The organism is Dietzia sp. Die43 (assembly GCF_024519835.1).
Taxonomy (GTDB): domain Bacteria; phylum Actinomycetota; class Actinomycetes; order Mycobacteriales; family Mycobacteriaceae; genus Dietzia; species Dietzia kunjamensis.
The window spans coordinates 114541-127600 of the sequence record NZ_JALJRF010000009.1 but is presented as its reverse complement, the minus strand read 5'-3'; the positions used below and the strand labels follow the sequence as shown (position 1 = coordinate 127600).

General features: G+C 66.6%; 14 protein-coding genes. 7 read left to right on the top strand and 7 right to left on the bottom strand.

Annotated features, from left to right (window positions below):
* Window positions 1-6: 6 nt before the first annotated feature.
* From NR111_RS09570 to NR111_RS09560, 3 genes are all read left to right on the top strand, one after another.
* Window positions 7-1263 carry a Dyp-type peroxidase gene (locus NR111_RS09570; RefSeq protein WP_107747671.1) on the top strand — a complete coding sequence of 419 codons (1257 nt, stop codon included), beginning with the start codon at window positions 7-9 and terminating at the stop codon, window positions 1261-1263.
* A 155-nt stretch (window positions 1264-1418) separates the two neighbouring features.
* Window positions 1419-2087, top strand: a complete 669-nt coding sequence (locus NR111_RS09565) for a thioredoxin domain-containing protein (protein WP_241261793.1) — start codon at window positions 1419-1421, stop codon at window positions 2085-2087.
* Complete coding sequence (locus NR111_RS09560) at window positions 2071-2718, top strand: vitamin K epoxide reductase family protein (protein WP_067718650.1); 648 nt, start codon at window positions 2071-2073, stop codon at window positions 2716-2718. Before NR111_RS09565 ends, NR111_RS09560 begins: the two co-directional genes overlap by 17 nt.
* Window positions 2719-2899: 181 nt before the next feature.
* Here the strand turns inward: NR111_RS09560 and NR111_RS18510 are convergent, their stop codons facing one another.
* Window positions 2900-3382, bottom strand: coding sequence for a hypothetical protein (locus NR111_RS18510; RefSeq protein ID WP_067718653.1), 483 nt, complete (start codon window positions 3380-3382; stop codon window positions 2900-2902).
* A gap of 161 nt (window positions 3383-3543) precedes the next feature.
* Between NR111_RS18510 and istA the strand changes: the two genes are divergently transcribed.
* Together istA and istB are read left to right on the top strand one after the other, a co-directional pair.
* The gene (gene istA / locus NR111_RS09550) at window positions 3544-5124 is read left to right on the top strand and encodes an IS21 family transposase (protein ID WP_067718656.1); all 1581 of its coding nucleotides are present in this window, start codon (window positions 3544-3546) and stop codon (window positions 5122-5124) included.
* Window positions 5121-5930, top strand: coding sequence for an IS21-like element helper ATPase IstB (gene istB, locus NR111_RS09545; RefSeq protein WP_206473580.1), 810 nt, complete (start codon window positions 5121-5123; stop codon window positions 5928-5930). Before istA ends, istB begins: the two co-directional genes overlap by 4 nt.
* 61 nt (window positions 5931-5991) lie before the next feature.
* Here istB and NR111_RS09540 read toward each other — a convergent pair whose 3' ends face one another.
* The 3 genes from NR111_RS09540 to NR111_RS09530 are packed head-to-tail and all read right to left on the bottom strand — an operon-like array spanning window position 5992 to window position 6694.
* On the bottom strand, window positions 5992-6315 hold the full coding sequence (locus tag NR111_RS09540) for an SURF1 family protein (protein WP_256820663.1): 324 nt from the start codon (window positions 6313-6315) through the stop codon (window positions 5992-5994).
* Window positions 6312-6479, bottom strand: coding sequence for a hypothetical protein (locus tag NR111_RS09535; RefSeq protein ID WP_159981201.1), 168 nt, complete (start codon window positions 6477-6479; stop codon window positions 6312-6314). The genes NR111_RS09540 and NR111_RS09535 overlap by 4 nt, the downstream gene beginning before the upstream one ends.
* 14 nt (window positions 6480-6493) lie before the next feature.
* The gene (locus NR111_RS09530; RefSeq protein ID WP_017838586.1) at window positions 6494-6694 is read right to left on the bottom strand and encodes a hypothetical protein; all 201 of its coding nucleotides are present in this window, start codon (window positions 6692-6694) and stop codon (window positions 6494-6496) included.
* A gap of 446 nt (window positions 6695-7140) precedes the next feature.
* Between NR111_RS09530 and NR111_RS09525 the strand changes: the two genes are divergently transcribed.
* Window positions 7141-7518 (top strand): hypothetical protein, encoded by a 378-nt coding sequence (locus NR111_RS09525; protein WP_017838585.1) that lies wholly within the window; start codon window positions 7141-7143, stop codon window positions 7516-7518.
* 761 nt (window positions 7519-8279) lie between these two features.
* On the opposite strand, the gene NR111_RS09515 is transcribed toward NR111_RS09525, so the two are convergent.
* Window positions 8280-9050, bottom strand: coding sequence for a M23 family metallopeptidase (locus tag NR111_RS09515; protein WP_067717370.1), 771 nt, complete (start codon window positions 9048-9050; stop codon window positions 8280-8282).
* Between the two features lie 479 nt (window positions 9051-9529).
* Here NR111_RS09515 and NR111_RS09510 point away from each other — a divergent pair, with 479 nt between their 5' ends.
* Window positions 9530-10225, top strand: coding sequence for a M23 family metallopeptidase (locus NR111_RS09510; RefSeq protein WP_256820649.1), 696 nt, complete (start codon window positions 9530-9532; stop codon window positions 10223-10225).
* A 60-nt stretch (window positions 10226-10285) separates the two neighbouring features.
* On the opposite strand, the gene NR111_RS09505 is transcribed toward NR111_RS09510, so the two are convergent.
* Both NR111_RS09505 and NR111_RS09500 read right to left on the bottom strand, forming a co-directional pair.
* Window positions 10286-10927, bottom strand: coding sequence for a hypothetical protein (locus NR111_RS09505; protein WP_017838581.1), 642 nt, complete (start codon window positions 10925-10927; stop codon window positions 10286-10288).
* Window positions 10928-11013: 86 nt separating this feature from the next.
* A complete protein-coding gene (locus NR111_RS09500; RefSeq protein ID WP_256820648.1) occupies window positions 11014-13056 on the bottom strand; it encodes a cytochrome c oxidase assembly protein in 2043 nt (680 codons plus the stop codon).
* Window positions 13057-13060: the final 4 nt, after the last annotated feature.

Below are 13060 nucleotides of genomic sequence, written 5' to 3'. Positions count from 1 at the left end.
CCGGCAATGGGTGACAGTAACCGCCGCTCGGCGTTGAATCGCAGATCCTTCCTGGTCGGCGGTGCGGCGCTTACCGGTGGTGCCGCTGTCGCCGGAGGAGCTGCGGGGTGGGGAGTTGGTGGGCGCACCGCGACCGCGCGGACCCCTGATCGCGACGCGATAGCCAACTCCCGGGCCGTCGGCGCGGCCACCGAGCCCTTCCATGGTGACCGTCAGTCCGGCATCACCACGGCGCCACAGGCGCATGCGGCGTATGTGGCATTCGATTTGCGAGACGGCCTTCGCCGCACCGACCTCATCGGCGTACTACGAGCCTGGACGCAGGACGCGGCCCGGCTCACGCAGGGGCGCGGCGGTCTGGCCGACCTGCAACACGAGTTGGCTGAAGGACCGTCCCGGTTAACGGTGACCATCGGCTTCGGCCCGGAGCTGCTCGGCAAGATCGGTCTTGGAGACCGCACCCCGGAGTGGTTGCAGCCGCTACCGGACTTCCCGCAGATCGACCGGCTCGAGGACCGGTGGTCCGGCGGGGATCTGCTGCTGCAGGTCTGTGCCGACGACCCGCTCACCGTCGCCCACTCGGCCCGGATTCTGTCCTCGGGTGTTCGCGATGCGGTCCTTCAGCGGTGGGCGCAGCGAGGGTTCCGTCGTGCCGTGGGCACCGACCCGTCCGGGCAGACACAACGCAACCTCTTCGGGCAGATTGACGGCACCGCCAATCCCTCGCCGGCCGATGCCGACTACGACCAGTTGTTGTACTCCGATGGCGCCGACCGGCGATGGATGCGGGGCGGTACCTCCCTGGTGCTGCGTCGTATCCGGATGACGATGGACACCTGGGAGGAGATCGAACGGAGCTCCCGTGAGCTCACGATCGGACGGAAACTCGACTCGGGCGCGCCATTGACCGGTACCACAGAACACGACCCCGCTGACTTCGAGGCGATTGACCAGACCGGGTTGACCGTCATCCCCACCGAATCACACATCGCCCGGGCCCGGCCACGGGTCCGGGCCGAGACGATTCTGCGACGACCGTACAACTATGACGATATCCCGGATCCCGGCCAGATCAGCAACTCCGGGCTGTTGTTCGCGTCCTACCAGGCCGACCCGGTACGCCAGTTCGTGCCGATCCAGCAGCGACTGGCAGAGCAGGACATGCTCAACACCTGGACGGTCCCGATCGGCTCCGCCGTTTTCGCGATCCCACCGGGGTGCCACGAGGGCGGCTACGTCGGCGAGAGCGCATTGGAGGGATAGCCGCAACGCAACCACCGGGAGCTGCGGTCGCCGACCCGCTCGATTCGGACCTGTCCGGCCATCGTCTCGTGGGTCGATCGCGCTCCGGTTGCCCCGCCTCACCGCTATCGCTACGGCTGGCCCGATTATCATCCAGTGATCACGTCGGGGCACGCATGAGTTGGAAAGCGGACAATCTGTTGAGTAAGAATCTGAAACTCTCGCTAGCGCTGATCACGACTGCTCTGATCGTCCTGGTGGTGGCCTTACTGGCTGCCGGGAACGATTCCGGCTCCGAGCAGGCACGTCCTGATGACAGTCCGGGCACCGGAGTGTTGGTGCGTGAGGACAGTCCCCGACTGTCTGAGGGCGGTGACGCCGTCTTCGTTGAGTTCCTCGATTTCGAATGCGAAGCCTGCATCGCGCTCTATCCGACAATTGAGGACCTCCGCGAGCAGTACGGAGACCGGGTGACGTTCGTGGTGCGCCACATGCCCCTGCACGACAACTCTATGGCGGCGGCCCTGGCCGCCGAGGCCGCCGCCGAGCAAGGCCAGTTCGAGGCCATGTACCGCAAGTTGTTTGACACTCCCGAGCAGTGGGGCCACCAACAAACCCCGCAAATGGACACCTTCTTCGGCTATGCCGAGGAACTGGGGTTAGATATGGAGCGCTTCGAGAGCGCATACAACGACCCGGCCACCCTCGAGCGCATCGAACAGAGCAAGCAGGACGGTCAGAGCCTCGGGGTCAGTGGCACGCCGACCTTCTTCCTGGACGGGGAGCGCCTCGAGCCGACCAGCGTCACCGATCTCGAGAACAGCATCAATGCTGCCCTCGAATAGCTCAGCCACCCCGGTCGCACACTCCACCAACGCCGGCCCGGATCAGTACCCCCACCGCAGGCTCGCGGTGGTGCTGATCGTTGGTGGGCTCATCGGCCTGGTCGCAGCGGTAGTGCTCCTGGTGGAGAAGATCGCACTGATCGAGAACCCGGGCTACGTCCCGTCCTGCAGCATCAACCCCGTCCTGTCCTGCGGGTCGGTGATGACCACCGCGCAGGCCGAGGCCTTTGGCATCCCCAATCCGATCATCGGCATCGCCGGATTCGCCGCCACCACGGCCCTGGGTGCCGCGCTCCTAGCCGGGGGAGCATTTCAGCGGTGGCTTTGGGCCAGCATCCAAATAGGCGTCACCTTCGCGGTGGTGTTCATCCACTGGCTCATCTACCAAAGCTTGTACAGCATCGGTGCCCTGTGCCCGTACTGCATGATCGTCTGGGCGGTGACCATACCGATCTTCTGGTACTGCACCCTGTGCAATCTTCAGCTACTACGCCGCAGCGGTACGGCGGGTCTTGCGCGCCTCATCGCCGTAGTTACCGAATACCGGGGCGCGATACTTACCGCCTGGTACCTACTTGTTCTGCTGCTCATCACGCACCGTTTCTGGGACTACTGGACCACCCTCGTCTAGAAACGCTCGCCGAACAGCAGATCGCGTTCCGCGAGTCAGTCCTCGGCTCACTCGGGGGCGGCACACCGCAGTCTGCGCAGGCGCTCCCAGATCAAAGCAGCGCACGCCGGATGGCTCTCGGACCCGGTCCCCCGCCCGCTGTCCAACTCCTCGTACAGCTATCGACTGCTGTCGCAGACGATCAGGCGCGGTTGCCTCCACGCGAGCTGCGTCGATACTCGGATGCGAACCGGTCACCGTAGCGATCACGCATGGCCGCCGCTACGAGCCGGTCTGAGTCCGCGGCCTCGTCCGATGGACCATCGTCTCCAACCGTGGCCGCGGGAGGGCCCGACGGGGCCTGCGACGCTGTGGTGTCCTGCCCGGGACCTGCTGCCCGGTTCCCGCCCTTGCGTGGCCGCGCCGCGGCGGCATCGTTGTCCTCGTCGTCCAGACGACGGCGCTGACGTATCTCGCTCCACACGAAGTAGCCCAGGCCGATGGGAGCGAGGACCCCGAAGGCCATCCACTGCATGCCGTACGACAAGTACGGTCCTGACTCGGTGGACGGCAGTGGCATCGGTTCCAAAGACCCGGGCTGCCCACCGGCGAGCTGGAGATAATAGGGCGACAGGTCGGTGCCGAGGAGGTCCCCGATGACGGGGGGGTCGATGTTGCGCACCATGTTCCAATCGTGCAGAACGATGGGTTGGGCGGGAGTGAGTGTGCCAGTCTGAATTGGCCCCACTTGGAGGCGTAGTGCTGCTCTGAAATGGCCCCACCCTCGATCAACCAGACCCTAAGTTTCGTGTCGTCCGACCAAAGACGTTCACGAGAGGCAAGGGGTTGAAGGAGAGATCGAGAGTGGAGCAGTTCGAACGTATCCGACGAGACGCCCGAGACGAAGGCCTGTCCATCCGGGCCCTCGCCGAGAGGCACAAGGTGCACCGCCGTACGGTGCGCGCGGCGCTGGCCGATGCGGTGCCGCCACCACGTAAGACCCCGCAACGCACCGCGCCGGTACTGGGCCCGCATGAGGCGACGATCCGGCGCTGGTTGACCGAGGACCTCACAGCGCCTCGCAAGCAGCGTCATACCGCTCGCCGCGTGTGGCAGCGCCTGATGGAGGAGGAAGGAGTGGAGGTGGCCGAGTCGAGCGTGCGCAACCTGGTGGCCACACTCCGTGCCGAGATCAGCGGCCCGAGAGAGGTGATGGTGCCGCAGACCCACCCGCCGGCCGAGGAGGCCGAGGTCGACTTCGGCGAATTCACCGCCACGATTGCCGGGGTGGTGATGAAGATATTCATGTTCTGCATGCGCCTGTCGCACTCGGGCAAGGCGTTCCACTTCGCCTACGCCAACCAGGCCCAGGAATCGTTCTTCGACGGCCACGTCCGAGCGTTCGCCGCCTTCGGCGGGGTACCGGTGGGGATGATCCGCTACGACAACCTCAAACCCGCCGTGACCAGGGTCGCGCTCGGTCGGGACCGGTTCGAGCACCCCCGCTTCGTGGCGTTGCGCTCGCACTACGGATTCGATTCGTTCTACTGCATCCCTGGCAAGGACGGCGCCCACGAGAAAGGCGGCGTCGAGGGCGAGATCGGCCGGTTCCGGCGCCGGCACCTGACCCCGGTCCCGAAAGTGGACTCCCTGGCCGAGCTCAATGAGCTGATCGCCGCCGCCGATGCCCGCGATGATGCCCGGCGTATCGGGGCCCGGGCCGAGACCGTCGGCGCGGCCGCGGCCCGGGAACTGCCGCTGCTGCGGCCGCTACCGGCCGAGGTCTTCGATGTGGACGCCGTCCTGTCGTGCCGGGTCGATGCCAAAGCGCGAGTGTGCGTGCGCCAGTCCTACTACTCGGTGCCCGCACGTCACGTCGGGCGTCGTCTCGAGGTCCGCCTGGGCGCCACGCGCATCCTCGTGCTCGACCCGGCCGCCCACGGCAAGGTCATCGCGCAGCACACCCGCTCACTGCACAAGGGCACCGAAGACCTGGTCCTGGACCACTACCTGGAGGTGCTGGTGCGCAAGCCCGGCGCCCTGGCCGGGTCGACCGCCCTGGCCAGCGCTAAAGCGTCGGGGGCGTTCACCGCCAACCACCAGCGATTCTGGACCGCCGCCCGCAAAGCGTTGGGCGACGGCGCCGGCACCCGCGCCCTGATCGGGGTCCTGCTGCTGCATCGCACCATGAGCGCCTCGGCGGTGGCCGCCGGGATGGCCGCCGCTGTGGCCGACGAGGTGTTCGATGCCGATCTGGTCGCCGTGCACGCCCGCCGGGCCACCACCGGGCGGGCCGCCACCCCGCCGATCGCACTGCCGACCACGGCCGCTCCGGCGGCCGCCGATCAGAGGCCCGCCCCGTCGCTGGCCGGTTACGACCAACTCCTGACCTCAAGCGGGCGCCAGCTCGAGGAGGCCATCGCATGAGCAGTAGCAAGACCCCGCCGGCGATGACTGCGCTGACCGACGCGGCCGCCGAAGCCGCCATTGGTGCCGCAGCCAAGACCCTGTGCCTACCCACCATCCGTGACCAGGCGATACCCATGGCCGAGGCGGCCGCCAAGCAGCGTCTGACCCACAAGGCGTTCTTGGCCGAGATGCTGTCGGCCGAGTGCGACGAACGCGATGCCCGCCGACGGATGCGCAGGGTCAACGAGGCCAAGTTCCCGCGCACCAAACGGCTCGCCGACTTCGATCCCGCCCGCCTGCCCGACCTACCACCAGCAACGTTGGCGCACCTGGCCGGCGGGGCGTGGATCGACGCCGGAGAACCACTGGTCCTGCTCGGCGACTCCGGAACCGGCAAAACCCACCTGCTCATCGCCCTGGGTACCGCGGCAGCCGAGCAAGGACGCCGAGTCCGGTATATCACCACCGCGGCCCTGGTAAACGAGCTCGTCGAAGCCGCCGACGACAAGCAACTGTCCCGCGTGGTCGGCCGCTACGCCCGACTGGACCTGCTGTGCCTCGACGAGGTCGGCTACGTCCACCTCGACCCACGTGGGGCCGAACTCCTCTTCCAGATCATCACCGCGCGAGAGGAACGAGCCTCCATCGCCTGCGCCTCCAACGCTCCGTTCAGCGAATGGGGCACCACCTTCACCGACCCCCGACTGGCCGCAGCCGTGGTCGACCGCCTGACCTACAACGCCCACATCATCCAGACCGGCACCGCCTCCTACCGACTGGCCACCACCGCGGCCCAACACCGAAAGGAACCCGCGACCACCTGACCGCCCGGGACGCCAACCACCGGCGCACCCACCCCCAACCCATCACGAGGGTGGGGCCAAATCAAAACAGCACAGCGGGGCCAAATGGGGTTGTCATTCTCACGGGAGCATCCATCGGGATCCTGAGGCGGGCGATGATGGTCAGCTGGCCCGTCGGCGCGGACGGGAAGTCCGGGACCGCGTTGTCGTCGCCGACGCGGACCCATCCGCGGTTGACGAGCAGGGAGTCACCACTGTCGGTGCGGAATGCACGAAGTGCCTGGTACACGAGTTCACCGTCGACGGACTGCATCCGCAACAGGACATCCTCCATGGGCAGGTAACTTCCGCGCGCAGTAACCAGATGCCACTCGGAATCACCGAGAGATCCCTCCCGCCGGATCACTTCGTCCAACGGAACCGGCCCTGCCACGCTGCTCTCAACGAGCTGGCATTGCGTGCCTTGAGATCCTCGTACTTGTTCAACTGCCAGGGGGCAAGCATCGTGAAGCACAGGTAGGCGAAGAGGCTGATGAACAGAAGGGTGATCAACCATCCCGGCTTGAGCATGCGAGAGAACCGTTTCACCTGCCAAACAGTAATCGTGCCGGCTGTCCGATCACCCTGCGCATCACCACGGCGACGGGAGCCGGCTGCACGGGCCTGTCGGAAAACTGGGCTGACCGGGGGGCGCGCACCTCATTTACGACCTGTCCGGTGCCCTGGTGGTCCGTGATCAGCGTCGTCAGGTTTTCGACCTCCCGCCGATCGAACATGCTCGCCATCGAGCACCGCGCCCAGCGGCGCGCATGTTCATGCGGAGTAGTGACTACCGCTGCGTTCCCGGCCGAGGCCAGAGCCCCGGTGTGTTACGGGCCCGGCGTGGCTGCGCTGGGCGCCTACCTACTGGGCCGCCAGCACCTTCCGGTTGACCGGCGTTCCGCAGAATTCGGTGGTTCTGAAGCCATTCCGGGGTGTTCGCAACGCTGTGCCCTGCACGGGCATGTTGAGGTCTAGCAATTCGTGTCGACTCTGCCCGTGTCACCTAACCCCCCAAGCAGAAACGCGGGACTCATGACCGAATGGGACACTTGAAGAGCGCCCTGGAGTCTCGCCCCCAGCAGCGTCCGGGACCGTAGCCTGATTAGGCGTCGTTGGAGCCGATGACTGCTCGCAGAGCAACGGGCGTGCCAGCCTAGCTGCAATCAGATACCGACCTAGGAGATCAGCAATGATCGCATTGACCACGTGGACGGGCGGCATCCTCACCGCCACCGGACTCATCGCCTACTTCACCACCGGGATGGAGAGTGCCACCTCGCTGATACCGGCGTTTATCGGTGTGCTGCTGCTCATCGCGGCGTTCATCGCGAGCCGCGTCCCGAACGCCAGCCGAGGGGTGATGATCGCAGCGCTCGTCATCGCCGTGCTCGGGGCACTGGGATCTCTCATGCCGCTTGCCGACCTCGGCGCGTTGTTCGCCGGAGATGCAGAGCGGCCTGCTGCGGTAATCGTCAGCGGGATCATGCTGATCGTGCTCGTCGTGTACTTCGTGGCGGGCCTTCGTCAGATCCTGACCACTCGCGAAACGGGGCCAAAAGCAAATTGACAAAGACCCCGGCCTTTCGCGGTGGGGTGAACATCGGGAGGAAGATTCCCGCGGATCGTGAATCGGGGCGCTCGCCTCGCACCGCGGCTGACGCGGGTTGCCGGGGTCGAGAGCGTTCAGGACGTAGTCGGGGGCGCGGGGATCGGCCACGGCAACGTGCTCGGAGAGGTTCTGCTCGCAGCCGTCCTGGACCACCACGTTGGTCGCCATCGAACCGGGGGCCAGGCCCGACGTGTACGGCAGGACGACCTCGACGTACCGGGTAGCCCGTTGAGGTACCGCACGCCCGGCGCGTACGGAGTCCCGTCGGCCCACAACTCCTGCAGCACGAGCGAGCCCGGCAGCATCTGCGTGAGGAGCACCGCAACCAACTCGACGCCGCCGGTGGAGGCGGTAAGCATCTGGTCCGGTCACCGGCCTGCTGATCGAATCCCGTACGACTCAGCTCAATGACCGCGATATCAAGACGGTCCGCGGAACCCCGGTTTTCGCTCCCAGCCGGGACACGCTTCCACGTCGCGCACGCGGCCGGAAACCAGGAACCACTCCTGCCAGCGTTCCGGAGAATTCTCCGGTTCTGGAGTCCTTTCGGAGTGGGCGCAACGCCGTGACCTGCAGGGGCTTGTTTGAGATCTAGTAAGTCGGGGATTCCCCGAAGAAATGCACTACCGCGCGGGGTTGCAACGCCGGCCCGGAAATTGGCGAACACCAGCACGCGCTCCCCCGCGGGGAGGCGGTCGGCACGCCCGAAGTGGACGGTGCTAGACGAGGACTCCTTGGGCCGCGAGCCACGGCACCGGGTCGACCCACTGACCGGCGGCGGTCTGTACGCGAAAGTGCAGGTGGGGGCCGGTGGAGTCTCCGCGGTTGCCGACGGTTCCGATCACTTCACCGGCGTTGACCCGCTGGCCGACGCTGACGTAGTTCTGGTCGTTGTGGCCATATTCCAGCAGTTCGCCGTCATCTGTGCGGATGCGGATCCAGATGCCGTACCCGGCGGCGGGGCCAGCGGCTTCGACAACGCCGCTCTTGGCGGCGTAGAGCGGCGTACCAATCGGCGCTCCAAAGTCGGTGCCGTTATGGAAGCTGCCCCAACGCGAGCCGAACCCCGAGGTGATCACGGCCTCCGTAGGGGCATGCGCACCACCGATCTGCGGACTACCGGCGCTGTCGCCGAGGGAACCGAGCCCGAGCCCGGCGGCGTACTGCCGGACCTCACTTGGGGCCACGCCGAACTGGTCCCCAATCCTTTGGATCTCGGCGGGGCCGATGCCGAACTGCTCGGCCGCGGACTGGATCGCCTCGACGACCTGGGCCTGATCGATCGCGACGGGTTGAGCGGCGGCGGCTGGCGCGAAAGCCAGACCAAGGCCGCCCGAGAGGGCTACGCCGACGACGGCGCCACCAACAAACCGCGACACCGTCGCGGTTTCGCTGGCCACACGATGGCGGCCGCCGGCCAAAGTCGCGCTGCGCACGCCCAAACGCTCGGTGAGCTCTGCGACGGTCACGGGCCGGGTGGAGTCGATCATGGGGCTGTCTCCATCGTTCGGGGTGATGTGTTCCCGCGACGTCTAGGCGATGCGGGTGACCGATTTCGTCGGCAACACGACCCAATATAACAACTCGGTATCGATCGTGTCACCCCTCAGCGCGTAATTCGTGATCATCGCCAGCCCCAGTGCGCCCAGATCGACTCCCGGTCGGGGAGAAGTCGTCTCCACCTCGGAAGCTCAGCCAGCGCCTAACCCTGGCGGAGCTGTCACCTCACTGGTCCTCTCTGTGACGGTCGTCTCGGCCGTGCATCTGCCTTGCGACCCGGTTGGTCAGCCACTACCTTTAACCGGGGTCAGGTCACGAAACGATTACGGTTAGACGACGACGGGATTCGGTAGCAGTGGAGAAGCGAGCAGGACCGAAGCACGCCTCTCAGTCGACCAGCCCCCCGCGGCGCCGCCGCGGAGCCCATCGCCGGGTTTCACCGAACAACCACCGCAGTATCGCCGCGGTCGTGGCCCTGGCCGCGGGTGCCTCTATTGCGGCAGCGGCTCCCGTCAGTGATCAGCGGATCGTTCTTCTCGCGACCGACGAGCCCCCGGCCGGTAGCACCGATGACGCACACTCCAAAGATGCCCAAGCCGCGACCCCCTCGGCTCCGCTCCCCCTCACCTCCGATGACGCGAACGTGTCAGGCGAGCCGGGACCCACCGCCGCGGGTTTCGTCGCCAGTCTGCAGAGGGGCACCGAACTCAACTACGAGCGTGAGATTGCCGAGGAGCAGGCGCGGCGTCCCATTGTGGCCCTCCCGGCAGTGGGCATCTCAACGTCCTCCTTCGGCCCCCGATGGGGCACGTCCCATTCGGGTCTCGATGTCGCCAACGCCATCGGCACACCGCTGTTCGCCGCGACCGACGGAATCGTCATCGATTCAGGCCCGGCCTCCGGTTTCGGCATCTGGATTCGGATCATGTCGCCGGACGGCTTCATGACCGTCTACGGCCACAATGAGAGCAATACCGTTCAGGTCGGTGACACTGTCGTCGCTGGTCAGCAAATCGGCGTGATGGGCAACCGCGGCTTCTCCACCGGCCCACACGTGCACTTCGAGGTATGGGCCGACGGCGGCTCGCGGGCTGTCGATCCGTCGGCATGGCTGGCAGAACGGGGCATCATGGTCAACTCGGGGTCAAGCAGCAGCGCCCTATGACGCCGGAACTCTGACGGCGCAGGCTGGCCGACAAGGCCCTGGCTCCCCCACACTGGGCTTCTAACTGTGACGAACAACTGACAAGACGACGCCCACCGGCACACTCACTGCGAGGCTGGCAATGACAATCCGGTAGAGCACGAGATACCACGTACGCGGGCGCGCGTGACGCACAGTGGCCAGGAACAACGTGAGCGATATCAGCAACAGCACACCGCCCGCGGCCACCACGATCACGGAGCCGGTCAGGGTGCCACCGAGTACCGCACTGTTGGCCAAGTTGTAGGCGAGAAGCTGGACAACACGCAGGCGACCGAACAGTGTGCCGCCAGTAAGCAGTGCCTGTCCGACGCCCAGCCCTACCTGGGCCACCCCCGCAACTAGCACCAGGTAGGCCGCCACCCAGGAACCCTCATCGAAACCGGTGGGACCGGTGACCGCGGCGACAAGGCCGCCCGCGATGATGGCGGTGAGGCCGACGAGCACGAATTCTCGCATCGCCCGCCAGTGCGAGCGTGTGAACTCGGCCTGATTACGTGCGCTGTGACTCAGTTCGTCGCCCATTCTCTGTTTCCCCTCGCCGTGATCGGTGTCGTGGTCCTGGTAGCGGGGTTGCTCGCCACTGAGGTGGAGACCACCGGGTTGTCGCACCCGCCGGTTGGTGGGGTTGGGGATGTTGCGGCGGGCGGCCATCTCGTTCACGGGCTCGCTCCTATCGCCGACGTGCCTGGGGGACGAACAAGGGGGTGTGAGGGAACCATCCTCGACGACGAGGGTCCGCTTGTCCCCTACTTCCGGTCGGTCTGGGACATCTCGCGGAGCATGTCGTTATAGGCCTTGAGCTCGGCGTCGTCGTCCCGCTCGGCCTGCCGCTCCCCCCTCCGCGCCTTACGCATGTCCGTCTGGAACCACTGCCAGGCCAGGGCGAGCATGACGATGAACAGCGGGATCTCCCCCGCCGCCCACGCCACCCCGCCGCCGACCTGCTGGCTCTGCAGCAGATCCGGGAGCCAGGGCAGCCCGATCCCCGAGTACCAGCTCTCGGCCAGCACGGTCTTGTAGTTCATGAGCACGATGCCGAAGAAGGCGTGGAACGGTAGCGAACCGAGCAGCACCATGAGCTTGTAGAAGGGCGAGAAGTGCCGCGGCGCCGCGTCCACGCCGATGATCACCCAGTAGAACAGGTAGCCGCTGATGAGGAAGTGCACGTTCATGAACATGTGGCCCAGGTGCTCGGAGGCCAGCGTCTCGTAGAACCCTCCGAAGTAGATCAGGTAGAACCCGGCCACGAACTGCACCGAGGCGACGATCGGGTGGGTGAGGAATCGGGAGAGCGGGTTGTTGATGAACTCCACGATCCACTCGCGTGGTCCCGGCGGGTTGCCGCGGCCCGCCGCCGGCAGGGCCCGCAGTGCCAGTGTCAGCGGCCCGCCTAGGGCGAGCAGGACCGGAACGAGCATCGAGATGAGCATGTGCCCGACCATGTGGCTGGCGAAGTCGGCCATCATGTACATCCCCATACCGGAGCTGGTGGTCAGGAACAGCAGCACGCACCCGAGCACCCACGCCACGATTCGTCCCACCGGCCAGGAGTCGCCGCGTCGGCGCAGGGTGATCAGCCCCCACACGTAGAGCCCGAGCAGGATCACCGAGGCCAGACCCAGCACCAGGTCGAAGCGCCACAGACCGAACACCGTCTCGAAGGAGAACGGCCCCGGCAACTCAAAACCCAGCAGCGACTCCTGCCGGGTGGGCACATAGAGCGGTGCCGGGGGCGGGGTGCGGCCGAGCGAGACCGACAGACCCAGGGTGCCCGCCATGATCACCGTTTCGACCAGTCCGATGCGCAGCAGCGTGCCGCGGTCCACCGGGGCGTTGGCCGACGTTCCCTCGATGCGGTTGATGATGCGCCGGCGCACCGCCAGCCCGAACACCGCCAACAGTGCCAGGCACAACGCTTTGGCCACAATCAGCAGCCCGTAGGTCGAAGACAACAGGTCGGCGGGGTGCAGACGGACCAGCCCGTTGATGATCCCGGTCAGCCCGAGCGCGACGATCGCCACCGTGGCCACCACCGAATAGCGGCGCAGGGCCAGCGCCACGCGCGAGCCACCGCGCAGCGCGTGGGCGATCACCGCGACGAGCCCGCCCACGTAGAACGCGGCAGCGAACAGGTGGATGATCAGCGAGTTGGCGGCGATGTCGTGGGCGGTGCCGCCCGAGGCGTGGCCCGTCGCGGCAACGGGCAGGAGCGAGAGCACCGTGACCCCCAGCCAGATGACCGACCAGCGCCAGCTCACGGTGAGCCGCTGCCCGATCCCGGCGACCAGTGCAATGATCGCGGCCCAGCGCCACGAGGATGCCACCTCGATCTGAGTGATCGCCACGATCCACTGGTCCGGCGGCAGGGACTGCCAGAGCGTGCGCCCGGACACATCCGACAGGGTCAGCGGGATGAGCAGGGCCGCCGCGATCGCCCACGCGATGTTGATCCACGAGGAGATCTGCTGTGCGCGGTAGCCGTCCACGTCGAGGGTCTTGTCTTTCTGCGGCGGGGTGAAGAACGCGGCGAACAGCGCCATTCCCACCGCCACCGATGCCAGCAGCTCGGCGATCGCGCGGACCGCCGGGAGCCCGGCGGTGGTGAGCAGGCCCGGGTTCGGGACGCCGAGGAGCTCGAGTGCCAGGTCCGTGGACATTCGCGAGAGCGGGACCACCACACCTGCCGCCACGACCGCGAGCAGCACCACGACCGGCACCACACCGCGGGTACGCAGCGGTCTGGCGGTGGCGGAAGCTTTGGACGAGGGTGCCTTCGACGACGGCGACATGATC

Coding starts and splice junctions, on each gene's coding strand:
- NR111_RS18510 (WP_067718653.1), bottom strand. CDS start 3,382: ATGGTGCGCAACATCGACCCCCCCGTCATCGGGGACCTCCTCGGCACC.
- NR111_RS09535 (WP_159981201.1), bottom strand. CDS start 6,479: ATGCTCAAGCCGGGATGGTTGATCACCCTTCTGTTCATCAGCCTCTTC.
- NR111_RS09560 (WP_067718650.1), top strand. CDS start 2,071: ATGCTGCCCTCGAATAGCTCAGCCACCCCGGTCGCACACTCCACCAAC.
- istB (WP_206473580.1), top strand. CDS start 5,121: ATGAGCAGTAGCAAGACCCCGCCGGCGATGACTGCGCTGACCGACGCG.
- NR111_RS09500 (WP_256820648.1), bottom strand. CDS start 13,056: ATGTCGCCGTCGTCGAAGGCACCCTCGTCCAAAGCTTCCGCCACCGCC.
- NR111_RS09515 (WP_067717370.1), bottom strand. CDS start 9,050: ATGATCGACTCCACCCGGCCCGTGACCGTCGCAGAGCTCACCGAGCGT.
- NR111_RS09565 (WP_241261793.1), top strand. CDS start 1,419: ATGAGTTGGAAAGCGGACAATCTGTTGAGTAAGAATCTGAAACTCTCG.
- NR111_RS09570 (WP_107747671.1), top strand. CDS start 7: ATGGGTGACAGTAACCGCCGCTCGGCGTTGAATCGCAGATCCTTCCTG.
- NR111_RS09530 (WP_017838586.1), bottom strand. CDS start 6,694: ATGGCGAGCATGTTCGATCGGCGGGAGGTCGAAAACCTGACGACGCTG.
- NR111_RS09525 (WP_017838585.1), top strand. CDS start 7,141: ATGATCGCATTGACCACGTGGACGGGCGGCATCCTCACCGCCACCGGA.